The sequence below is a fragment of the Exiguobacterium sp. s152 genome, from assembly GCF_018618335.1.
Lineage (GTDB): Bacteria > Bacillota > Bacilli > Exiguobacteriales > Exiguobacteriaceae > Exiguobacterium > Exiguobacterium chiriqhucha.
In genome coordinates this window covers 446,035-467,478 of the sequence record NZ_JACSLX010000002.1, presented here as the reverse complement: position 1 = coordinate 467,478, position 21,444 = coordinate 446,035, and the positions used below count along the sequence as shown (strand labels likewise).

The window sequence follows — 21,444 nt, the reverse complement described above, 5'->3', positions numbered from 1 at the left end:
GCGCACAAAAAAACCACTTTTGGCGGGGGACCAAAAGTGGTGTAAGCGTTATGTGATTCGTTCATCGGGGAAACGAACGAATCGGACGTGATGAACCCTAAAGATGTGCCTCGTTTCATGGGGAATGAAACAATGGGGCATCTTCGCTGAAGCAGGATGCTTGATGGACTAAGGGGGAACATCAGATGCATGCTGTTCCAGCTGCGGGATACGAGTGGGGAAACTCGCTCATCACTTTTTTCTCGGGTGTGACAAGTTCAAAACGCGATAGGCTCGGGGAAGCCATTCGATCGCTACAGGTGTAACTAACGTTACAAAACTGCTTGAACTCGAATATGATATTATCACGTCTGTCCCGTGTCGACAAGTGTCGAATCCTCTGTTCACAAAATGTTCAAATTGTCAGAGGTATGTCCTCTAACATCGATCGGGCCGCGAATTGTCCTGAAAGCGTCACCATCGGGCTACCGCCACCAGGGTGGGTCGAACCGCCCGCAAACCAGATGTTTGAGACGTCTTCGGAACGGGCCGACGGACGGAAGAACGCTCCTTTTTTCGAGTTGGCCGACGTCCCGTACAACGCTCCGTAATAGGCGTAAAAATCACGGGTCAAATCGAGTGGAGTGACGCGGCGATGGAACAAGACATCGCTGTCTTCCCAATCGACACCGAACGTGCGGAGCCGTCGACGAATCAAATGCTCATACGTCTCGGCATCGATATCGGTCATATGGGCCGGCGCATTGACGAGGATGAACAAGTTATCGCCTGCTTCTCCCATTGACGGGTCGGTATGGGCCGAGTTCGAGATATAGATCGTCGGCTCATCGGCATAGCGTTCCTCTTCAAACAAGGCCCGGAACTCGGCCTCGTAGTCGTCTGAGAAATAGACGTTGTGGTGGGCGAGGTTCAATCGTTTGTTCAAGCCGATCATGATGACGAAAGCGGACACCGATGGCTCGATCGTGTCGCGTGTCGGTACCGGGAACGAGGGACGGTCCATGGCGTCGACGAGACGCGGATATTGCGTGAGCAGTTCCCCGTTCAGAAGGACGGCATCGCAAGACATGACCTCTTCGTGGTCGATGACGACCGCGTGTGCCTTCCCGTTCGTCACTTCGATTTTCGTCACCTCATGGCCGAGCCGGAACTCGACGCCGAGCTCGCTCGCCCGTTTCGCGAAGCCTTTCGCAATCGTCCAGTTCCCGCCTTTGGCGAAATAGACGCCGTCATTCAGCTCGAGATGCGAGATGAGCGCGAACGTGCCCGGAGTGACGTATGGGCTGCTGCCGATATACGTTGCATATCGATCGAGCGCTTGGATGATGCGCGGGTCCTTGAAGTACTTTTTGTGGAGCGCATGCAGGCTCTTGAGCGGATGTACTTTCATCATATCGGCCCAAAGACCGGTATCGATTTTCGAGTCCATCCGCGTGAAGAAGCGGTGATTGGCAATCTCGAACAGTTTTTCCGCCTCGTCTAAGTAAGCGGCCAATTGATTTTTATCGGCTTTATCGCCGGTCAGACGGCGCACCTCAGCTTCCATTTTTTCGCGGTCCGAATCGAATGTGAACGTCGAACCGTCGGAGAAGTGGTTGACCGTGTGCGACTCGAGTTTGACGAGCTCAAAATAGTCATCCGGGTTGGCGCCGCTGTTGCGGATGACGGAGCGGAACACGTCCGGCATCGTAATCGTATTCGGTCCGAAGTCGAAGCGGTGTCCATCGGTGATAATCGGCATGAGCTTCCCACCGACATGCTCATTCTTTTCAATGACGGTCACGTCGTAACCGCGGGCGGCCAAGGTGACGGCGGCACTCAAGCCGCCGAGACCGGCCCCGATAATGGCGATATGTTTCATAGTATGCCTCCTAATTATTGATACGTCCGGCCTTTCCATGAAATCGGCTTCCGTCGCCATTTGCGCACGACCGCGCTCGACAAGAGGAGCAAGTAGGCGATGAGACTGAACGGGTGGAGCCAAAACTGGCGGCCACCCGATTTGACATCGATGGCGAGGCGCGCGAGCAAAACGAACGCGCACGCCAAGAATGAAATCCAGTCCATGCGGACGAGAAAGACGATGAAAGCAGACAGCTGGATGCCGTAGTAGAGAAAGAAATAAAGGGCGATGCCCACTGCTTCATTCATTCCCTTGAATACGTTCTTTGAAAACCCATTCCAGACTTCTTCATTCGTTGCATACATGTCACACGTGATATACGGCGAGACGTTGACGAGCGACGTGATCTTTTTCCGACGTTTGAACTCGCGGCAGAGATCGATGTCGTCAATCAATGAATCATGAATCGAGGCGTGCCCTCCGACATCCTCGTAGCTCGCCCGCTCGACGAGGACGTTCATCCCGTTGGCCGCGGCGAAGGCAGGATGACGGACTTTTCGCCAAAACAGGGGCAAATGCTGGGCGATTAAGACGTGCTGCATCGGAATCAACAGTTTGCCGAGCCAAGTCGGTGTCGGGAAACGGGGGAAGCCGGACAAGAAGACCGCTCCTTCGCGGGCGAGTGTGCCGTGAAGTCGACCGATGAACGTCGGGTCGATCGTCACGTCGGCATCGAGGAACAATACATACGGCTCGGTCGTCCGGGTCGCCAACTGATGGCATGCATGGACTTTACCGGCCCAGCCTTCCGGGAGCGGCACCCCACGGAAGATGGTGAAGCGGGAATCGCCCGCAATCGCTTGAACGAGCGCCTCATATGTACCGTCCTCGGACCGGTCCTCATACAAATAAACGTGACATTCATCCGTCAAGGCTGCCTTTAAACTTGTGACGAGTTTCGGCACGTTCCGCTCCTCGTTCCGAAGCGGGATGCAAATCGCGGTCGAAGGGACAGGGGCCGGAGCGGTGAGCGGCCGGAGGAATAGCAAGTTCACCAGCGTGAAGACGAGCATCAGGGACGTGATGACGAACAGAATCATGAGCGGCCTCTTCCGAGTTGGAGCACGTGCTCTGTCCAATCCGCCAAGCTGCGCTTCGGAGGGAACAGCTCGATATAGCGGTCGGATTGTGCGATCACGTCGTCGCGCGTATCGTCATATAGTCGCTCAAGTGCTTTGGCGAGCTCTTGTTTTTGGTCACGTCGCGTCTTAGAGACGACCGTATGGTTGCGGAACCGCACATAGACGAGCGGGGCGGCGTGGGACGCGAACGTATAATAGATGGCGCACAACCGGACTTCTGGATTGTGAATCAGCATCGTTGCACCGGAACCGATCTCGAGCGGGCGATGCTCCTGTGGATACTCACGTCCTTGCGGGAACACCCAGACGGACTTGCCAGCGAGTAACAGCCGATTAGCATAGTCGAGCGAGGCGCGCACGTCCGATAGTTTGCCTTTTTTGATGGAGAACGCACCTAAGTGGCGGAAGAACGGGAAGCGGCGCAGTCCATCCTCATCCATCAAGACGTGGACGTCGTGACGCAAATAATATTCGTTCAACATGAGCAGAATCATCCCGTCCCACCACGAGCTGTGTGTGCTCAAAAACAATCCAGGTGTCGGCACGTCATCGGTCCGGACGTGAATCGTATGGAAAAACGGACGGATTTGACGCTCTTTGACGAACGTCGAGAACAGGTTATTGAACCATTTCTTTTTGCTCGCTTCGATCATGACGGCTCCTCCGTTCTATCAAGATGAGACCTGCGGCGGTCACGAGGCTGAGGACACCGATCCCGTAGAGACCGGCGTTGACGGCCGTGACTCCGAACAAGGCGTGAAGCATGACGAACAAATAACGGCCGTGCCCGAGCAACATCGGTTCCGCCTCGACTTCAAACCGGTCGAGTAACCAAGAGAAAATGAGAGACAGTCCGAACCAGCCGACGAAGTTTTGCGTCGGGATATCATAATACAAACCGTCATTGGCCCATTCCCAATAGCCTTTCACGTTCGCGGCGACCGGGTCAATCGCCATATCGAGCCAAACAGCGAGGAATGGGACGAGCCAGAGCGTGCGGTTCTTGAACGAGAACAAGCGGGCGACGGCAAAACTCGAGCCGATGACGGCGAGCCAGGCTGCACCGATTGTGACCGGTACACCGAACACGGTCGGACCGAACGCCTCGGCGTAGATATACTCGCTGAACGGGAACCCGGTTTTGACACCGAGCGTCTCGACAGCGATTGAGCCGAAGAAGATGAACGGGACAATCCAGCGGGCGTGGCGGACGCCGTCCGCGATCACCCAACCACCGATGGCCCCAGCGAGCCATAAGAATACCGGGTTTGCCCATTCGAGCCAACTCGGCAACAAATCAAAGCCAACGAGGACGACCCCGATGACATACCAAACTAAAAACCATTTCCAAATCCATGGATACACTTTCATTTCATCACCTCTATTACCATTCTAGAGAGGTTTGTGACATCCGTCTAATAAATGCATGCAAAAAAAGAGCCCCTCGAGAGGGACCCATCAATTCGCCATCCGTTTTCGTTTCTTGACGAACGAGAAGGCGATGAATAAGACGTAGAATGTGACGGCGATGAACCAGAACGACGGCCATTCTTTCCACCGGGCGAAAATCATGTACGTCAAGTAGATGAGACTGACTGTGATGATGAACGAATGGCGCGGGAGCGGCACATCTTTGAAACTCGGGATACGCACGCGGCTGACCATGAGCAGGGCGAGACCCGTGAAAAAGATTGGGGTGAGCAGTTCATTAATCTGGTCCCCGAACGTCGTCACGACGGCGAGCAGTCCGCCGGCCGCGGTGATCGGGACGCCTGAGAAGTAGCTGGCCGTGACGTTCGTCGCCGATAAGTTGAAGCGGGCCAAGCGGTAGGCGCCGAACAGCGGGAATAGGGCGGCGAAGAAGAGGCCGTAATTGCCGTAATCGATAAAGAACGTGTAGTAGGCGAGTAACGCCGGGGCGACCCCGAACGTGACGACATCGGCGAGCGAGTCGAGTTCTTTCCCGAAGTCACCGGCCACTCCGAGCATACGGGCCAGCCGTCCGTCGAGACTATCGAGCATCATGGCGATGATAATCAGTAACGTCGCGTTCGAAAAGTCGCCGCGCGCCGCATAGACGATGGCCAAGACGCCACAGAACAAGTTGCCGAACGTAAATGAGTTAGGAATCCACGAGCGGATTCGTTCTTTCCACATAGGTATTGCCTCCATCTTTGTTATTGAGTGAACCAGCGACCGTCCGTGAATCCGAGCAAGTCAGCCGGAGCGAGTTCGAGTTGATAGCCGCGTTTTCCGGCCGAGATGATAATCGTGTCTTTTTGTTTGGCGCTGTCGTGAAGAAACACAGGGAATCGTTTCTTCGCACCAATCGGCGAGACCCCGCCCCGGATGTACCCGGTCAGTGCCTCGAGTTCCTTCACCGGTACGGGCGAAGCCTTTTTGGCGCCCCAGGCTTTTGCGGCCGCTTTTAAGTCGATATCGAGCTCTCCTGAAATCAAAAAGAAGGCGAATCGGCGTTGCTCGTTCTCGAGACAAATCGTTTTATACAGTTGGTCGAGCGGTTTACCAAGTGATGCGGCGACATGCTTGGCCGAGACGTCGGACTCGTCCACTTCATATGTGTGATACGTGAACGGGACGTTCCGTTGTTTCAGTTGTCTTGCGGCGTTTGTCAGTTGCATCGGTCCCACCCTTTCGTTGAACGACTCTTTTAAGAATAGCAAATAGTGGTAGCGTCGGGCAATCGAACTCGGAAAGTTTTCATGACAAGAAGGAAACAGAATCCATGATAGAGAAATGAATAGTGATTCATTTTATCATGAAGGGGGAAATTAGGATGGAAACGATTCAACTGGAACAGCGGAACGGGGTCGGCTGGCTGAAATGGGACCGGCCGGAAAAATTGAACGCATTAAATGAGACGTTGCTTCGCGAGGCGAGGGAAGCGATGGAGCAGCTCGTGGCGGATGAGGCCGTCCACGTCATCGTGCTCGTCGGGCAAGGACGTGCCTTCTCATCGGGACAGGACTTGACGATTGAGAGTGACGCCGACTATGGAGTGTATTTAGAAGAGGTGTATCATCCGCTCGTGCGGGCGCTTGCCGACTGTCCGAAACCAATCATTGCCGGCATTCATGGGGTCGTCGCGGGGGCGGGTCTCAGTCTGGCGCTCGCCGCGGACGTCCGGCTCGTCGCAAGGTCGACGAAGTTCAGTTCGGCGTTCATCAAAATCGGTCTCGTCGCCGACGCCGGGGGACCATACCATTTACGACGCTTGATGAGACCAGATCTCGCGCTCGCTTGGATGTGGAGCGGCAGCACGATTGACGCCGAACAGGCCGAGACGTTCGGTCTCGTCACGGAGCTCGTCGAGGATGAGGCATACTTGGAGCGGTTGACGACATACGCCGAGACGCTCGCAGCCAAGTCACCGACAGCGGTGCAAGGCATGAAGGCGTTGTTCCGAGCCGATTCGTTCGAGGACGGGCTCGAGCAAGAGATTATCTGGCAACGGAAATGTGGGCAGACGGACGTTCATCGCCAGGCGATGCAGGCATTCTTAAATCGATAATCGATAAAAAAGAAGCGGTCACAGCGACCGCTTCTTTTTGATTGGTTATGAAGTTGGCTTCGGTTCGAACTGGAAGCCTTTTTGTTGCCACGTCCCGTATTTCCAGCGCCGGAAGGCGAAGAAACCGCGGAACCACTCGTCGAGTGAGAAGGCGAGCCAAATCCCGAGGACGCCGAGCCCCATCTGGAGACCGAACAAATAACTGAAGACGACGGCGACGCCCCACATCGAGGCGATTCCAATCATGACCGGGAAGCGAACGTCGCCGACCGACTTGAGCGAGCCCATCAAGACGATGTTCATGGCACGACCTGGCTCCAGGATGAGCGTCGCCCATAAAATCGGTACGCCGACGGCGATGATGTCCGGGTTCGACGTGAACAGGCCGAGCAACGACTTACCGAAGACGGCAAGTCCGAGTGAGGCCACGAGTGATGCGAACATGGCGAGCTTCAACGTCTTGACGGCGCGGGTATACGCCTCTTTAAACCGTTTCCCGCCGATGTCACGGGCAATCAACAGCTGCGTCCCTTGCGCGACGGCGACCGTGAACAAGAAGGCGAGCATCGACAGGTTCATGACGTAGACGCGGGCGGCGAGGGACGCCTCACCCATCGTGGCGATGAAACCGGTGATGATGATTTGTGAGAACTGATACGACAAGTTCTCTCCGGCCGATGGTACCCCGATTTGGAGCAAGGCACGGATATCATCGCGTTGCGGCTTAATCAATTCTTTGAGCGGGAAGCGGAGCATGAGTCGCTTCTTGACGATCCAGAACAAGAGTACCATCGCCGAGAAACGGGCGATGACGATGGCCCAGGCGACACCGGCGACACCTGTCACCGGGAGGCCGAACCAACCCATGACGGCGATCATGGCTCCGATGGCCGTGATGATATCGATGAGAAGAGTCGCGAGCATCGCATGTTTCGTCATCCCGTGACTCCGGAGGACGGAACTGAGCGCCATGATGAGCGCCTCGGTGAAGAGCGACAACCCGACGATTTGTAAGAACAAGAGACCGTGGTCGAACAGCTCATCCGATAGACCGAACAGGCGAAGGAACGTCTCACCGAACAAGAACACGACGGCGACCATGATCACACCGAGCCACATGTTCAAGCTGACGGCAGAACGGGCGAAGTCACGGCTCTTCTTCATCCGATTGGCGCCGATGGCTTGACCAATTAAGATGGTCGCGCCGACCGACGTCACGCTGAAGACGATTAAGAAGACGTTCAAAATTTGGTTGGCGACGCCGACGGCAGAAGCGGCGGCATCAGAGTAATGGGCAAGCATGAGCGTGGCGATAATCCCGGTCCCCATATGGAGCGCGAGCTCGATGAAGATTGGCCACGATATTTTAAATAAACTGAGCTGTTCGGTGTTTTTATTCGGCATGTGTATTCTCCCTTGTTTCTACAATTCTCTCTATGAAATATTTACGTTGTCAAAATCACAAGGGTCATGTTACTCCTTTTGAAATGAAAAAGAAAGGGATTTAGCAAATTATTTTCAACAAAAAAACACCCGCCGAGACGGGTGCAAAACCGAATTTATTTCATTTTCAAAATCGTCGCGCTGAACGGTGCGAGCTCGACTTCGAGTGAGTCTACATCGCGGTCGTGAAGCAAATCGTAAGCGCTTCCTGTATGCCAGAGCGGGTTCAGCTTCGATACCGTCTCTGAGTTATTGAAGTATATCAAATACGTCTCGTCTTTCGTGCAGCGTTCGACGATGAGCGCGTTCGACTCGTCATCGACGAGGTTGAAACGATACGAGCCGGCGTTGGCGAGCACCGGGTGCTCTTTACGAAGGCGAATCAATTTTTGGATATAGCGGAACAGTTCACGGTCTTCCTGCGTCTCATCCCACGGCATGCAACGGCGGCAGCCCGGGTCTTGTTCACCCTCGAGACCGATTTCATCACCGTAATAGATACATGGGCTGCCCGTGTACGTGAGCATCGACGTCATGAGCAACTTGAACTTCCCTTTATGCCCTTTTGCCCGAGTGAGGGCGCGCGGGGTGTCGTGCGAGTCGATCAAGTTGAACGTCACTTCGTTCACGTTCGTCGTGTTCATCATCTCGACGCGCGTCAATTCATCCCGGAACTCGGAAGCGGACGTCCGGTCGAGCGCGAAATAGTTAAGGCTCGCGTTCGTGAACGGGTAGTTCATAACCGCATCGAACTGATCGCCTTGAAGCCACGGCTGCGCGTCATGCCAAATCTCACCGAGGATGTACGCATCCGGATTCGCTTGTTTGACCGTTTTACGGAAATCGCGCCAGAACGCGTGATCAACCTCGTTGGCCACGTCTAACCGCCATCCGTCGATGCCGAATTCTTCGACCCAGTAGCGGGCCACTTCTAATAGATAAGCTTTCAACGCCGGGTGCTCCGTATTGATTTTCGGCATGTTTTTTTCGAACGCGAACGTGTCGTAGTTCGGCTTCGGCGTCGTCTCGATCGGGAAGTCACGAAGATAGAACCAGTCCCGGTACTCTGACTGTGGTCCTTTTTCGACGACGTCTAAGAACCAAGGGTGGTTGTAGCCGACATGGTTGAAGACGGCGTCGAGCATGACTTTGATACCGTTCTCGTGGAGAAGATCGACGAGTTGTTTGAACTGCTCTTTCGTTCCGAACTGCGGATCGATTTCCATATAATCGAGCGTGTCGTATTTATGGTTCGTCGTCGCTTTGAAGATCGGGCAGAAGTAAATGCCGGTGATGCCGAGGTCGACGATGTGGTCAATATGATCGATGATTCCTTGGAAGTCGCCACCGAAGAAGTTGGTGACCGTCGGCTCGGTACTATTCCATGGGAGCGTGCCTTCGGGGTCGTTAGAAGGGTCACCGTTCGCGAACCGGTCCGGGAAGATTTGATACCAGACCGTATCCTTCACCCACGATGGGGCGTGGAAGATGTCGACCGGGTTGATGAACGGGACGCAGAAATAGTAGCCCGTGTCATCGAGCGGCTTATCTTCGAACCAACCTTTTTCCGTATAGACGGCCGTCTCATTGCCGTCATGGAGACGGAAGCCGTAACGGAGCCGGCGGAATGGCGGCTTGATGGCGATGAACCAATAGTCGTATTGGTCGTCGTGTCCGATCTTTTCCATCGGTGTCTCGAACGTGCGCCAAAAGCTCGGCTTGTCCGGATCGAAGTTCCACATGGCCGGGTCTTCCGAATGCCAGTCGTACGGGTCGTTCCAAATTAAGTCAACAGATTGGATATCATTTCTTTTCGTATGGAATCGAATATGTATCGTTTCTCGGTCGTACTTGTACACGAAAGGGGACATGGCGCGGTGGTAGATGGCTTCTTTGATCATGGGTTTGAATTCCTTTCTCTATTAAGAGTTATAACCATTTTACACTGTCTGTTCAGAAAAGAAACAACAGTTGTGAAAACGTTTGCTCAAGCAAAGGGTAATAAAGCGTTTACATTTTGTCAATCGTTCGATTCCTTGTTTCATAAGAAAAACACCTACAAAAAGTTCAAAAAGAGATAAATGGGACAACAGCAGGAAAAATTCCTAAAAAAAAAGTCTTGTAAAACGCTTACACAACTGTATAATAAAAATTGAGGTGAGGATGCAAACGTTTTCACTAACCTACTGATTCTGTAGCGGAGTTGTTTAAAATCAGTAGGCCAGTGCGATTGCGCAAATCTGACCATACTATTCCTTGGGGAGGTTTTTCATCATGAAGATGAAAAAAATGGTAGCAGGACTTTCAACGGCAGTATTCGCTTTCGGTGCACTTGCTGCATGTGGTGGCGGTACGGACAACGGTTCTACTAACGAAGGCGGTTCTTCTAGCGAGAACAAGCCAGAAAAAATCGTAATTTGGGAAGATATTGATAAGTCGGAAACGACGAAAGAAGTTGCGAAGGCGTTTGAAGAAGAACACGGCGTCGCAGTTGAAGTCGTTGAAGTTCAAATGACGGATCAAAAAGACAAGTTGGCGCTTGATGGCCCATCTGGTAAAGGTCCTGATATCGTTCTCGTACCACACGACCAAATCGGAACGATCGCTGATCAAGGTCACTTGGCTCCACTTACGGATGAAGGCGCACTTGAAGCGTTCACAGACGCTTCGAAATCGGCTGTTATGTTCGACGGACAAGCTTACGGCTATCCGAAATCAGTTGAAACACCAGTCCTCATGTACAACAAGGATTTGGTATCAGAAGCTCCTGCTTCAATGGACGACTTGTACAAGTTGTCTACAGATCTTAAAGATAAAGGCGAGTACGGCTTCCTCGGTCTTTGGGATAACTTCTACTTCGCTCACGGTGTAGTGGCTGGCTTCGGCGGTTACGTCTTCAAAGAAGACGGCGGCGCGCTCGACCCAACCGACATCGGATTGAACAACGAAGGCGCAGTTGAAGGCTTCGACTACATCGGCAAATGGTACCAAGAAGGCCTCTTCCCTAAAGGGTTGATCGGCGAGTCTGGTGGCCAAGCGATGGACCAACTCTTCACTGAGAAGAAAGCACACACAGTCATGAACGGACCATGGGCCGTAGATGGTTACGAAGATGCCGGCGTCAACCTTGGAGCGTCTGCATTGCCGACACTTCCAAACGGTGAGCCAATCAAGACGTTCATGGGCGTGAAGACATACGCACTTTCTGCTTACACAGAAAACCAAGAGTGGGCTGAAATGTTCCTCGCAGAACTTACGAACGAAGAGAACGCATTGAAGATGTTTGAAGCTTACAACGAGATCCCACCAGTAGCAGCACTCGAGTCGAACGAGACAATCACGTCGAACGAAGTTGCGAAAGCGGTATTCGATCAAGCGACGAACGCAATCCCAATGCCTAACATTCCTGAAATGGGACAAGTTTGGGAGCCAATGGCACAAGCACTTCAGCTCGTAGCAACTGGCAAGCAAGATGCACAAAAATCAGCTGACGATGCTGTTAAAGTCATCGAGCAACAAATCCAAGCAAACAACCAATAAGGATATGAAATGATGGGGTACGCCGACTGGCGTTCCCCCTCATTTTCTAGAATTGAGCAAACGCTTGCTCGATTGATTTGCTCAAATTGAAAGGAGAAATTGAGGATGGCTTCAATCGCGAACCCTAAAACGCCGGAACAACGTCCGGAAAAACCGACCAATCATGCTCGGAACGCCGCATTACTTTCGATCATTCCGGGAGCCGGTCAATTCTATAACAATCAAAAAGCGAAAGCGATCGCTTTCTTTATCGTCATCATGTCTTATTTTGCAGTAAACTACGATCTCTTTTTCAAAGGAGCGGGCGCAGGACCTGGCGACCGTGGTGGCCTTTGGGGATTGATCACGCTTGGCGAAGTGGCAGGACCTCGTAACGACCACTCCATCTTCTTGATGGTAGAAGGGATTGTCGCATTAATCTTACTTTTCTTCGGAATCGCGTTCTACATCTGGAACATTCGTGACGCCTACCGAGTCGGTCGCATTCGTGATCAGCACCTAAACGTCCCAACGTTCCAAGTGCAACTCCGCAACTTGCGCGACCATGGATTCCCATACTTGATGTTGATCCCGTCGCTCATCTTGCTCGTCTTCACAGTCGTATTACCACTCATTTTCACATTCTTGATCGCGTTCACGAACTATCGTTACAACAACGCACCACCGGCAAAACTTGTCGAGTGGATCGGGTTTGAGAACTTCACACGAATTTTTGAAATCGACATTTGGCGCGACACATTCGTCGGCGTTCTCGGTTGGACACTCGTCTGGACGGTCGCTTCGACGGTCGGTGTCATCGCGATCGGGATTTTCCTCGCGGTCCTCTTGAACCAAGAAGGCCTTCGCTTCCGCCGCTTGTTCCGCTCGATTTTGATTTTGTCATGGGCCGTTCCAGCGTTCATCACAATCTTGATTTTCCGTTCGATGTTCAACGAATCGTTCGGTGTGTTCAACACGACGATCCTTCCAGCGTTCGGACTTGATCCGATCAACTGGATGACCGATCCGACGGCGACACGCAGCGCGCTCATCTTGATTCAATGGTGGCTCGGCTTCCCGTTCATCATGACGCTCATGACTGGGGTATTGCAATCGATCCCTGGCGACTTATATGAAGCGGCAACGATTGACGGTGCGACCATCTTTGACAAGTTCCGCTTGATTACGTTACCGATGCTCTTGTTCGCAACAGCACCGATTCTCATCACGCAGTTCACGTTCAACTTCAACAACTTCAACATCATCTATCTCTTTAACGGCGGTGGGCCGGCTGTACCGGGACAAACTGCCGGTGGTACCGATATCTTGATTTCATGGATTTACAAATTGTCTCTCGGAGCCAACCCGCAATACGGACTTGCGGCTGCGATCACGCTCATTTTGTCATTCTTCATCATGACACTTGCCGTCATCCAGTTCCGTCGGACAAAATCTTTCAAAGACGAGGATATGATTTGATATGAAAAAACAAAAACGAATCAATTTGGCGTTCTCTTATGTCATCTTGACGCTTGCGTCGATCATCATTCTCTATCCAATGCTTTGGGTGGTAGGGACGTCATTCAACCCGGGTCGTACCATCACGTCAAAAATCATTCCAGAAAATCCGACGTTCATTCACTATAAAAACTTGTTCGATCTAACGATTTCGGATTATAGTTTATGGTATGTGAACACGTTGAAAATCGCTTTCATTACGATGGCGCTCGCTGTCATCTTGGTGACGATCACTGGTTATGTGTTCTCGCGCTATCGTTTCGTCGGACGGAAGAACTCGCTCGTCTTGTTCCTCGTCTTGCAAATGGTGCCGCAATTCGTCGCCATCATCGCCATCTACGTATTGCTCAACATGCTCGGTCTTCTCGACACGCACACAGCGCTCATTCTGCTGTATGCCGGTGGCGCGATTCCGATGAATACGTACTTGGCAAAAGGTTATTTCGATACGATTCCGAAAGAGCTCGATGAAGCCGCTCGGATGGATGGTGCCGGTCACCTTCGTATCTTCTGGCAAATCATTTTGCCGCTCGCGAAGCCAATCGTCGCAACGATCGCCCTCTTCAACTTCTTGGGCCCGTTCAACGACTTCATCTTGGCATCGCTCGTCCTTCGGACACCAGAGAAACAGACGCTCGCGGTTGGTCTTTACAACATGATTTCTCGACAGTTCGACAACAACTTCACGTTGTTCGCGGCAGGCGCCGTCCTTTCGGCCCTCCCAATCGTTCTCTTGTTCTTCATGTTCCAACGCTACTTCGTCTCGGGTCTTACTGCCGGTGGTACGAAAGGATAATACTCACTTAAGGGGGAAGCGATATGAGGCGAGGCGTCGTGCTCGTTCTTCTGTCGCTTCTTTTGTTTCCAACAGTCGTCGGAGCGAAAGAAGCAGCATCGTGGGAACAGGAACGCATGTACTTTATCATGGTCGATCGGTTCGTTGACGGGAATCCGGACAACAATGACCAGGTCGATCAGAATGACCCGAAAGCCTTTCATGGGGGCGATATCCGAGGCGTGATTGAAAAACTTGATTACATCGAGTCGCTCGGATTCACGTCAGTCTGGTTGACACCGGTGTTTGAAAACATGCCGGACGGCTATCACGGATATTGGATTAAAGATTTTTATAACATTGATCCTCAATTCGGGACGAAAGAAGATTTGCAAGAACTCGTCGACGAGGCCCATAAACGGGACATGAAAGTCATCCTCGACTTCGTCGTCAACCACGTCGGTCCGAAACATCCGTGGGTCGAAGAACGACCGGACTGGTTCCATGACGAGTTGCCGATCGTGCTTTGGAACGATCAAGAACAAGTCGAGACGCACTGGCTATTCGATTTGCCGGACTTCAAAACGGAAGACCCGGAAGTGAAAGACTACTTACTCGAGGCGGCCACGTATTGGATTGAAGAGACCGGCATTGACGGCTATCGTCTCGATACGGTACGTCACGTCGACAAACCGTTTTGGGAAGACTTCGTTAAAGCGGTGCGGGCCGTCGACCCCGACTTTTATCTGTTGGCCGAAGTGTTCGATCCGGATCCACAGTACATCGCGGAATATGATGACCTAGGCTTCAACAGCATCACGAACTTCACGTTTTACGACCGCGTCTCGAAGACGATGACGCAAAAGTCGGCGAGTGTAGACGAAATCGACGTGGCCGCCAGCTACGCCGAGACGTTCTTCAACGACCCGAACCAAATGGCGACGTTCCTCGATAACCACGACGTAGAACGATTCATGCACGTCGCGGAACTCGGCGGGGCCGAGTCGGCCGAGCGTCGCCTACGCCTCGGATTGTTCGCCCTTTATGCGTCTCCAGGCATGCCGATCGTCTTCCAAGGGACGGAGAACGCACAAAAGGGCGGAGCCGATCCGGCGAACCGGGCCATGACCGATTTCCCTGGAAATGAAGAGCTCCATGAATACGTCACGATGATGAACCGGATGCGAGAGGAATATCCCGTCTTCGCGACCGGCGAACAACGCATGATCGCCTCGAAAGACGGCATGGCCGTGTTCGAGCGTCGTGACGGCGACGATGTCGCTTTGTACGCTATCAATATGAACGCCGAGGACCGAGAGATTGAATTCGAGGTAAGCGAAGTCGGAGAAGATACACGCCTTCGTGGTCTCTTGTTCTCACAACTTGTCACCGACAAACGTGGCACGTTCACCATCAAGCTCGCAGGAGAAAGCGCGAACGCCTACATCGTCGAGGAATCGGAAGTGAACATGTGGACGATCGGTCTACTTGTCATCGCCATCCCGATTTTCTTGACTGGATTGGTCATGTGGAAGCGTCGCAAGAGCGCGAGCTGACGATACCCTGTGATAGGGAATTATGAATTAACGGAAGCAAGGGGGAGCATCATGCAAATCACGATTAAAGAGGTCGCCAAACACGCCAATGTCGCACCGTCGACCGTGTCTCGCGTCATCGCCAACAGTCCGCGTATCAGTCAGAAAACGAAAGAGCGTGTACGCAGTTCGATGGAAGAACTCGGGTACCATCCGAACATTCACGCGCGAAGTCTCGCCAACCGCTCGACACAGTCGATTGGTCTCGTCATGCCGAGCGCAGCGACGAAAACGCTTCAAAATCCATTCTTCCCTGAAGTATTGCGTGGAATCAGTACGAAAGCCCACCAAAACGGTTACTCGCTTTACATGACGACGGGCGTGACCGAAGAAGAGGTCTTGTCGGGGGTCATCGAGATGGTCCAAGGCCGTCGCGTTGACGGCGTCATCGTCTTGTACTCACGTGAAGACGACAAAGTCGTTCAATATTTACGTCAGACAAAATTCCCGTTCGTCGTCGTCGGGAAGCCGTTTGGAGATGCCTCGTCGATTACGTACGTCGACACGGACAACTATTTGGCCGGGCGTGAAGTGACGAAACACTTATACAACCTCGGCCATCGTTGCATCGCCTTTATCGGGGGATCCGATAAACTCGCCGTCACACAAGATCGTCGCAACGGGTACGCGACAGCGTTGATGGAGGCGGGCATCCCGGTTCGGGAAGACTATATCGCTCGTGCCGAGTTCATGACGAAGGGCGGGGCCAAAGCCGTGCGGGAGTTGCTCCAGTTAGAGGAACCACCGACAGCCGTCGTCGTCAGTGACGATATGATGGCGCTCGGCGTCATCAGCACGCTCAGTGAGATGGGGCTTAAGATACCTGAGGACGTCGCCGTCGTCAGTTTCAACAACGTCTACATCGCCGAACATTCGAATCCGCCGCTCACTTCGGTCGAAATCAACATCTTCGGCCTCGGTTTCGAGGCAACGAACTGTCTGATTGAACAGATTGGAGACAGCGCGCCACCTTACGGGAAACGCGTCATCGTTCCGCATTATTTGGTCGTTCGTCAGTCATGTGGTCAGAAAAAGAAAACTGAAATCGTTGAATGAGGTCAAACCTTCCGTTTCATGCGGGAGGTTTTTTTATGTTCAATCAGGATGCATATAATAGAAGCGGAATCAATCGGTCAAAAGTCATATCGTTACAAATAGATTACAATCGTGAAAGAAATGCATGAAACGGAGTTGCAAGGGAACATCTACATTACCGGCCGAATGGCAGATCATTACGAATCCGCCCAGCCAATAACCAAAAAAATAAAGAATTTGAAAGGGAGATACAATCATGGATAACAAACGTTATGTAGGCACTTACTATCAGGAGTCAGAGCTTGTGTCAAAAATTGATGAGCTTCGCGCCCAAGGGCATCGCGAAGACGATTTGTACGTCGTTGTGAAAGATAAGTCGAACCTTTCGATGGTTCGCGGCGAAACGGATGCAGAAGTAAAAGAAACGAAAGCTTCATGGCTTGATCGTTTCTTCGGAGTAGCAGACGGCGGAGACGAAGTACGTCACACGTTCGATAAACTCGGCTTCTCAGAAGAAGAAACAGCGCGTCATCACCAAGATATCGAGAACGGCGGCATGGTCCTCTTACTCGACAAGAATGACGGCGTGTTTGACGACGGACGTAACGATACGTTCGAAGGCGGCCGCACATCAGCTGGGTACGGATCAGAAGGTAACGAAGCGGGCAATATGACCGCGCGTGACTTCGGAACAGGGACTGGCGTAACCGGTGCCGGCATCGGTGCAACAGGTGCAGGCGTCAACTCGAACCGCTTCAACGATATGGATGAGGACATCCGTAACCGTACAGACTTAACGGACGAACAGAAACTCGAGTTGCACGAAGAGCGTCTCCTTGTGAACAAGGAACGTGTGCAGACTGGTGAAGTTCGCGTCGAGAAAGATGTCGTCGAACGCGAAGAACGCGTCGATGTCGAAGTCGAGCACGATGAAGTGTATGTCGAACGTCGCCGTGTCGAAGGGGACCGTGAAGCGACAGGGCATTCGTTCGATGCGACGACTGACCGCGATGAGATTCGCGTACCGGTCACGGAAGAACGTGTCGATGTGACGAAGAAAGATGTCGTTGCCGAAGAAATCATCGTCGGCAAAGAGAAAGTCAAAGATACGGAAACGGTACGTGAGACGTTGCGTAAAGAAGAAGCGCATATCGAAGGGGAAGACGACGTTCGCCATCGCGATCATGAGCTCGATCGCAAACGTCGCGACGAGCGTGACCGCCTGTAATCGATTGACCAAGTACCTCGACAAGGATGGCTCTCTCTGAGGGAGCATCCTTTTTTTTCGCCAAGTAACCATAGGAGGAATCAATGCCATGAAACATGCGATTATCTCTGAAGTATTTGACCAGCCGGAGGCGCTGCTCAATCGAACGGTCGATTTGAAACGAGAAGGATACGCCGAAGAGGACATGTACGTCCTCGTCAAACGAGCCGACGTCGCGGACGCGGTCCGACGCCAGTCGAAGTTATATGTGCTCGTCACCGACGAACCGGGTACGGTCGCCTCACTCGTCACATCGAGCGAGCGACCGATTGAACGCTGGCTTGGTAGCATGCGGCTCACGAAGGAGCAACAGGATCGCTTCGCTCAGGAAGTCGAGCAGGGACGACTCTTCTTGTACGTCGATGCCGACCGTGGCGACCAATCGCTTGAGGCCGGCCGCCCGAAAATGAAATCAGAACCGGAGACGGAAGAACAGACGCTTGCCTTGCACGAGGAGCGCTTGACCGTCGAGAAACAAGCCGTTCAAACGGGCGAGGTCGTCATCAATCGACACGTCGCGGAGACAGTTCAAGAGATTGAAGTCCCGGTCCGCAGGGAACAGGTTCATGTGGAGCGGACACCAGGGTCAGAAGACGTGCTCGAGGACTATGACTTTAATCAGCCCGGCATTCGCACGATTGACGAAGGGGACCATCTCCGGATTCAAGTCATCGAGGAACGGGCGTTCATCGTCAAACGTCCTGTCGTCGTCGAAGAGATTATCGTCCGGAAACAAGTGACCGAAGACGTGAAGACTATGACGGAGACGCTCCGTAAAGAAGAAATTAAAGTGACCGAGGTCGGTCAGACCGACGTCACGATTCATGACCAGACAACCCGAAAGGATGAGACACGATGAGCAAACGTCGATTTGTAGACACATACCAAGACGAGGCGGCCCTCGTCGCCAAAATCGATCAATTGACCGAGGAAGGTTATGAGGAGAGCGACTTATATGTCGTCGCGAGAGACAAAGATGACGTCTCGCTCGTCAAACGGAACACCGACGCAAAAGTGGAAGCAGCGAGCGCGAACTGGATGCAAAAGTTCGCGGGTGTGGCCGAAGGTGAGCAGGAAGTGAAGCGGGCGTTGCTCGACCTCGGTCTCGCTGACGACGACGTCAACCGCGCGTATGGCGATATTTTAAACGGAGGCTACGCCTTGGTTCTCGATGAACCGGACACGGGGTTCAATGATGGAAACAACCCGGCGTTCGAAGGGCACGAAGCGAACGCGGCGTTCGGGCGCGACCAAGACAAGTGACTAGAGCACCTACTGCCTTCTTGAAAAGGTGGTAGGTTTTTTGTTTGCTCCAAAAAGTAAGAAAAAAGTTTATGCAAACGATTGCATTCTCGTGCGAGTCGTGTAAAATGAGAGGTGAGATTGAAATACAGCGCTTTCATAGACAAACGGTTGCATGATTCGATTGTCTAATGACGAGTAGCCTTGTAGAGAAAAAGGAGTGGCAGACAGATGAAACGATTGTTTGCAGTCGACGAATGGAAAGTAATGGAAAAAGGCCTACATCCGGAAGAAAATCGCCTGGCGGAATCAATTACCTCGCTCGGGAATGGGCATATGGGGATGCGTGGCAACTTTGAAGAAGAGTATTCAAACGATACACATCAAGGCTTTTACGTGGCCGGTGTTTATTACCCAGATAAGACACGTGTCGGTTGGTGGAAGAATGGTTATCCAGAATACTTCGCAAAAGTATTGAACGCGACGAACGTCGTTGGGCTTCGTGTCGCCATCAACGGGACGCCGGTCGATTTGGCGAAGTGGGAAGTGAAAGACTTTACGCGTGAACTTGATATGCAGCGCGGTGTCTTGACGCGGACGTTCACACTCGTGAACGGGACGGAAGAGACGAACGTCGAAGTCGTCCGGTTCTTCTCAATCGTCGACAAAGAGATTTTGGCGATCCGTTACAACGTCACTCCGGTCAACTACGAAGCGAAAGTCGAATTCACACCTTTCTTGGACGGCGATGTCGTCAACGAAGACTCAAACTACGATGAGAAGTTCTGGTTGCCGGTCGAACACGGGGTCGAAGAGCGTTTTGGGTTCGTGACAACGAAAACGAAGAAGCTCGACTGGCACGTCACGGCATCGATGATTGCTGACGTTGAGGGGGCACGTTGCGAAGTGCTCGAAGCGACGGACCTTTACGTCGCCAACAAGTTCACGGTCACGGCACCAGCTGGTGAGACGGCGACGGCGTACAAGTACGTCTCGGTCGTCACGAACCGTGATTATGAAGTCGAGGCGTTACAATCGGAAGGGATGCAACGTGTCGAGATGGCGTTCGAAAAAGGCTTCGAAACGCTTCTCGCCGAGCAGACGGAAGCATGGCTCGCTCGTTGGGAAGATGCGGACGTCCGCATCGACGGCGACGCTGAAGCGCAGCAAGGTATCCGCTTCAACATTTTCAACATGTATCAGACGTATACGGGCGAGGACTCGCGCCTCAACATCGGACCGAAAGGGTTCACTGGCGAGAAATACGGCGGCGCCACATACTGGGACACGGAAGCGTATTGCCTCCACTTCTACTTGGCGACGACGAAACCGGAAGTATCGTGGAACTTGCTCAAATATCGTCACAACCAATTGCCGCAAGCAAAAGAGAACTCGGTCAAGAACGTCGGCATGGAAGGCGCCCTCTATCCGATGGTGACGATGAACGGGGAAGAGTGCCACAACGAGTGGGAAATCACGCATGAAGAGATTCACCGGAACGGTGCGATCGCCCACGCCATCTTCAACTATACGAACTTCACGGGCGACAAGTCATACCTAGGTCAATACGGACTTGAAGTATTGGTCGAGATCTCGCGTTACTGGGCGAGCCGCGTCAACTTTGTCCCGCACAAAGACGTGTATATGATTCTAGGCGTCACAGGTCCGAACGAATACGACAACAACGTCAACAACAACTGGTATACGAACTTGATTGCCGCTTGGACGCTCGAGTACACGCAAGAAGTGTACAACTATTTGAAAGAAGCAGAGCCGGCGCGTCTTGAAGAACTGATTGCGACACTCGGTCTTTCAGACGAAGAACTCGCGAAGTGGAACGATATCCAAACGAAGATGTACTACCCGAAAGATGACCTCGTCCCAGACGTGTTCATGCAACAGGACGGCTTCATGGATAAAGAACAAATCTTGGTGAAAGACCTCGATCCGAAACATTTGCCGCTCAACCAAAACTGGTCGTGGGACCGCATCCTCCGCTCGAACTTCATCAAGCAGGCGGACGTGCTCCAAGGACTGTATACGTTCAGCGATCGCTTCACGGTCGAACAGAAGCGGGCCAACTTCGACTTCTATGAGCCGCGTACGGTCCATGAGTCGAGCTTGTCGCCTTGCGTCTACTCGATTATCGCAGCCGAAGTCGGCTATGAAGACAAGGCGGTCGAGTTGTACCAACGTTCGGCACGACTCGATCTCGATAACTATAACAACGATACGGAAGACGGGCTTCACATCACGTCGATGGTCGGCTCATGGATGTCGATCGTTCACGGTTTCGCAGGAATGCGCGCCCTTGAGTCGGAGCTCACATTCAGCCCGATGATTCCTAAGGGCTGGAACGGGTACTCGTTCAACATGCTCTGGCGCGGTCATCACTTGACGGTCACGTCGACGCGTGAACAAGTGACGATCAAACAGACAGGTGGCACGGACGTGTCCATCCGCGTATACGGAAACGTCGTCACGGTCCCGGCAAATGATGCCGTGACAATCGAGACGGTGAAAGCGTGACCAA

The 21,444-nt window shown here is 52.7% G+C and carries 18 protein-coding genes; 10 read left to right on the top strand and 8 right to left on the bottom strand.

What is annotated here, in order from left to right; genetic code table 11:
* Positions 1 to 394 precede the first annotated feature (394 nt).
* The 6 genes from KNP72_RS06410 to ybaK all read right to left on the bottom strand — a co-directional run bounded on the left by KNP72_RS06410 (position 395) and on the right by ybaK (position 5,627).
* Positions 395 to 1,861 carry a phytoene desaturase family protein gene (locus tag KNP72_RS06410; protein ID WP_058763052.1) on the bottom strand — a complete coding sequence of 489 codons (1,467 nt, stop codon included), beginning with the start codon at positions 1,859 to 1,861 and terminating at the stop codon, positions 395 to 397.
* 14 nt (positions 1,862 to 1,875) lie between these two features.
* A complete protein-coding gene (locus KNP72_RS06405; protein WP_029595952.1) occupies positions 1,876 to 2,943 on the bottom strand; it encodes a glycosyltransferase family 2 protein in 1,068 nt (355 codons plus the stop codon).
* The gene (locus tag KNP72_RS06400) at positions 2,940 to 3,638 is read right to left on the bottom strand and encodes a lysophospholipid acyltransferase family protein (protein WP_214720256.1); all 699 of its coding nucleotides are present in this window, start codon (positions 3,636 to 3,638) and stop codon (positions 2,940 to 2,942) included. The genes KNP72_RS06405 and KNP72_RS06400 overlap by 4 nt, the downstream gene beginning before the upstream one ends.
* Positions 3,604 to 4,356 carry a carotenoid biosynthesis protein gene (locus KNP72_RS06395; protein WP_021066675.1) on the bottom strand — a complete coding sequence of 251 codons (753 nt, stop codon included), beginning with the start codon at positions 4,354 to 4,356 and terminating at the stop codon, positions 3,604 to 3,606. Before KNP72_RS06395 ends, KNP72_RS06400 begins: the two co-directional genes overlap by 35 nt.
* Before the next feature lie 87 nt (positions 4,357 to 4,443).
* A complete protein-coding gene (gene pssA / locus KNP72_RS06390) occupies positions 4,444 to 5,142 on the bottom strand; it encodes a CDP-diacylglycerol--serine O-phosphatidyltransferase (RefSeq protein WP_021066674.1) in 699 nt (232 codons plus the stop codon).
* 20 nt (positions 5,143 to 5,162) lie between these two features.
* The gene (gene ybaK, locus KNP72_RS06385) at positions 5,163 to 5,627 is read right to left on the bottom strand and encodes a Cys-tRNA(Pro) deacylase (protein ID WP_058763054.1); all 465 of its coding nucleotides are present in this window, start codon (positions 5,625 to 5,627) and stop codon (positions 5,163 to 5,165) included.
* Positions 5,628 to 5,782: 155 nt separating this feature from the next.
* Here ybaK and KNP72_RS06380 point away from each other — a divergent pair, with 155 nt between their 5' ends.
* Positions 5,783 to 6,517: an enoyl-CoA hydratase/isomerase family protein gene (locus KNP72_RS06380; protein WP_029595950.1), complete on the top strand. Its 735-nt coding sequence runs from the start codon at positions 5,783 to 5,785 to the stop codon at positions 6,515 to 6,517.
* 45 nt (positions 6,518 to 6,562) lie between these two features.
* Here KNP72_RS06380 and KNP72_RS06375 read toward each other — a convergent pair whose 3' ends face one another.
* Together KNP72_RS06375 and KNP72_RS06370 are read right to left on the bottom strand one after the other, a co-directional pair.
* Complete coding sequence (locus KNP72_RS06375; protein WP_021066671.1) at positions 6,563 to 7,921, bottom strand: MATE family efflux transporter; 1,359 nt, start codon at positions 7,919 to 7,921, stop codon at positions 6,563 to 6,565.
* Between the two features lie 155 nt (positions 7,922 to 8,076).
* Positions 8,077 to 9,861, bottom strand: a complete 1,785-nt coding sequence (locus KNP72_RS06370; RefSeq protein ID WP_214720255.1) for a glycoside hydrolase family 13 protein — start codon at positions 9,859 to 9,861, stop codon at positions 8,077 to 8,079.
* Between the two features lie 373 nt (positions 9,862 to 10,234).
* On the opposite strand from KNP72_RS06370, the gene KNP72_RS06365 reads away from it, so the two are divergent.
* The 9 genes from KNP72_RS06365 to KNP72_RS06325 all read left to right on the top strand — a co-directional run bounded on the left by KNP72_RS06365 (position 10,235) and on the right by KNP72_RS06325 (position 21,440).
* Positions 10,235 to 11,500, top strand: a complete 1,266-nt coding sequence (locus tag KNP72_RS06365; RefSeq protein ID WP_214720254.1) for an extracellular solute-binding protein — start codon at positions 10,235 to 10,237, stop codon at positions 11,498 to 11,500.
* Positions 11,501 to 11,605: 105 nt separating this feature from the next.
* On the top strand, positions 11,606 to 12,958 hold the full coding sequence (locus tag KNP72_RS06360; RefSeq protein WP_052090084.1) for a carbohydrate ABC transporter permease: 1,353 nt from the start codon (positions 11,606 to 11,608) through the stop codon (positions 12,956 to 12,958).
* Between the two features lies 1 nt (position 12,959).
* Positions 12,960 to 13,793, top strand: a complete 834-nt coding sequence (locus KNP72_RS06355; RefSeq protein ID WP_214720253.1) for a sugar ABC transporter permease — start codon at positions 12,960 to 12,962, stop codon at positions 13,791 to 13,793.
* Positions 13,794 to 13,816: 23 nt separating this feature from the next.
* Positions 13,817 to 15,328 carry an alpha-amylase family glycosyl hydrolase gene (locus tag KNP72_RS06350; RefSeq protein ID WP_214720252.1) on the top strand — a complete coding sequence of 504 codons (1,512 nt, stop codon included), beginning with the start codon at positions 13,817 to 13,819 and terminating at the stop codon, positions 15,326 to 15,328.
* A gap of 51 nt (positions 15,329 to 15,379) precedes the next feature.
* A complete protein-coding gene (locus KNP72_RS06345; protein WP_214720251.1) occupies positions 15,380 to 16,423 on the top strand; it encodes a LacI family DNA-binding transcriptional regulator in 1,044 nt (347 codons plus the stop codon).
* A gap of 235 nt (positions 16,424 to 16,658) precedes the next feature.
* Positions 16,659 to 17,630 carry a YsnF/AvaK domain-containing protein gene (locus KNP72_RS06340; RefSeq protein WP_251128896.1) on the top strand — a complete coding sequence of 324 codons (972 nt, stop codon included), beginning with the start codon at positions 16,659 to 16,661 and terminating at the stop codon, positions 17,628 to 17,630.
* An 88-nt stretch (positions 17,631 to 17,718) separates the two neighbouring features.
* Positions 17,719 to 18,528 (top strand): YsnF/AvaK domain-containing protein, encoded by an 810-nt coding sequence (locus KNP72_RS06335; RefSeq protein WP_214720249.1) that lies wholly within the window; start codon positions 17,719 to 17,721, stop codon positions 18,526 to 18,528.
* On the top strand, positions 18,525 to 18,932 hold the full coding sequence (locus tag KNP72_RS06330; protein ID WP_214720248.1) for a general stress protein: 408 nt from the start codon (positions 18,525 to 18,527) through the stop codon (positions 18,930 to 18,932). Before KNP72_RS06335 ends, KNP72_RS06330 begins: the two co-directional genes overlap by 4 nt.
* A gap of 210 nt (positions 18,933 to 19,142) precedes the next feature.
* Positions 19,143 to 21,440 (top strand): glycoside hydrolase family 65 protein, encoded by a 2,298-nt coding sequence (locus tag KNP72_RS06325; protein WP_214832542.1) that lies wholly within the window; start codon positions 19,143 to 19,145, stop codon positions 21,438 to 21,440.
* Positions 21,441 to 21,444: the final 4 nt, after the last annotated feature.

Excerpts from the sequence above, each read along its gene's own strand:
- KNP72_RS06410 (WP_058763052.1), bottom strand. The coding sequence starts at position 1,861 with ATGAAACATATCGCCATTATCGGGGCCGGTCTCGGCGGCTTGAGTGCC.
- KNP72_RS06405 (WP_029595952.1), bottom strand. The coding sequence starts at position 2,943 with ATGATTCTGTTCGTCATCACGTCCCTGATGCTCGTCTTCACGCTGGTG.
- KNP72_RS06400 (WP_214720256.1), bottom strand. The coding sequence starts at position 3,638 with ATGATCGAAGCGAGCAAAAAGAAATGGTTCAATAACCTGTTCTCGACG.
- KNP72_RS06395 (WP_021066675.1), bottom strand. The coding sequence starts at position 4,356 with ATGAAAGTGTATCCATGGATTTGGAAATGGTTTTTAGTTTGGTATGTC.
- pssA (WP_021066674.1), bottom strand. The coding sequence starts at position 5,142 with ATGTGGAAAGAACGAATCCGCTCGTGGATTCCTAACTCATTTACGTTC.
- ybaK (WP_058763054.1), bottom strand. The coding sequence starts at position 5,627 with ATGCAACTGACAAACGCCGCAAGACAACTGAAACAACGGAACGTCCCG.
- KNP72_RS06380 (WP_029595950.1), top strand. The coding sequence starts at position 5,783 with ATGGAAACGATTCAACTGGAACAGCGGAACGGGGTCGGCTGGCTGAAA.
- KNP72_RS06375 (WP_021066671.1), bottom strand. The coding sequence starts at position 7,921 with ATGCCGAATAAAAACACCGAACAGCTCAGTTTATTTAAAATATCGTGG.
- KNP72_RS06370 (WP_214720255.1), bottom strand. The coding sequence starts at position 9,861 with ATGATCAAAGAAGCCATCTACCACCGCGCCATGTCCCCTTTCGTGTAC.
- KNP72_RS06365 (WP_214720254.1), top strand. The coding sequence starts at position 10,235 with ATGAAGATGAAAAAAATGGTAGCAGGACTTTCAACGGCAGTATTCGCT.
- KNP72_RS06360 (WP_052090084.1), top strand. The coding sequence starts at position 11,606 with ATGGCTTCAATCGCGAACCCTAAAACGCCGGAACAACGTCCGGAAAAA.
- KNP72_RS06355 (WP_214720253.1), top strand. The coding sequence starts at position 12,960 with ATGAAAAAACAAAAACGAATCAATTTGGCGTTCTCTTATGTCATCTTG.
- KNP72_RS06350 (WP_214720252.1), top strand. The coding sequence starts at position 13,817 with ATGAGGCGAGGCGTCGTGCTCGTTCTTCTGTCGCTTCTTTTGTTTCCA.
- KNP72_RS06345 (WP_214720251.1), top strand. The coding sequence starts at position 15,380 with ATGCAAATCACGATTAAAGAGGTCGCCAAACACGCCAATGTCGCACCG.
- KNP72_RS06340 (WP_251128896.1), top strand. The coding sequence starts at position 16,659 with ATGGATAACAAACGTTATGTAGGCACTTACTATCAGGAGTCAGAGCTT.
- KNP72_RS06335 (WP_214720249.1), top strand. The coding sequence starts at position 17,719 with ATGAAACATGCGATTATCTCTGAAGTATTTGACCAGCCGGAGGCGCTG.
- KNP72_RS06330 (WP_214720248.1), top strand. The coding sequence starts at position 18,525 with ATGAGCAAACGTCGATTTGTAGACACATACCAAGACGAGGCGGCCCTC.
- KNP72_RS06325 (WP_214832542.1), top strand. The coding sequence starts at position 19,143 with ATGAAACGATTGTTTGCAGTCGACGAATGGAAAGTAATGGAAAAAGGC.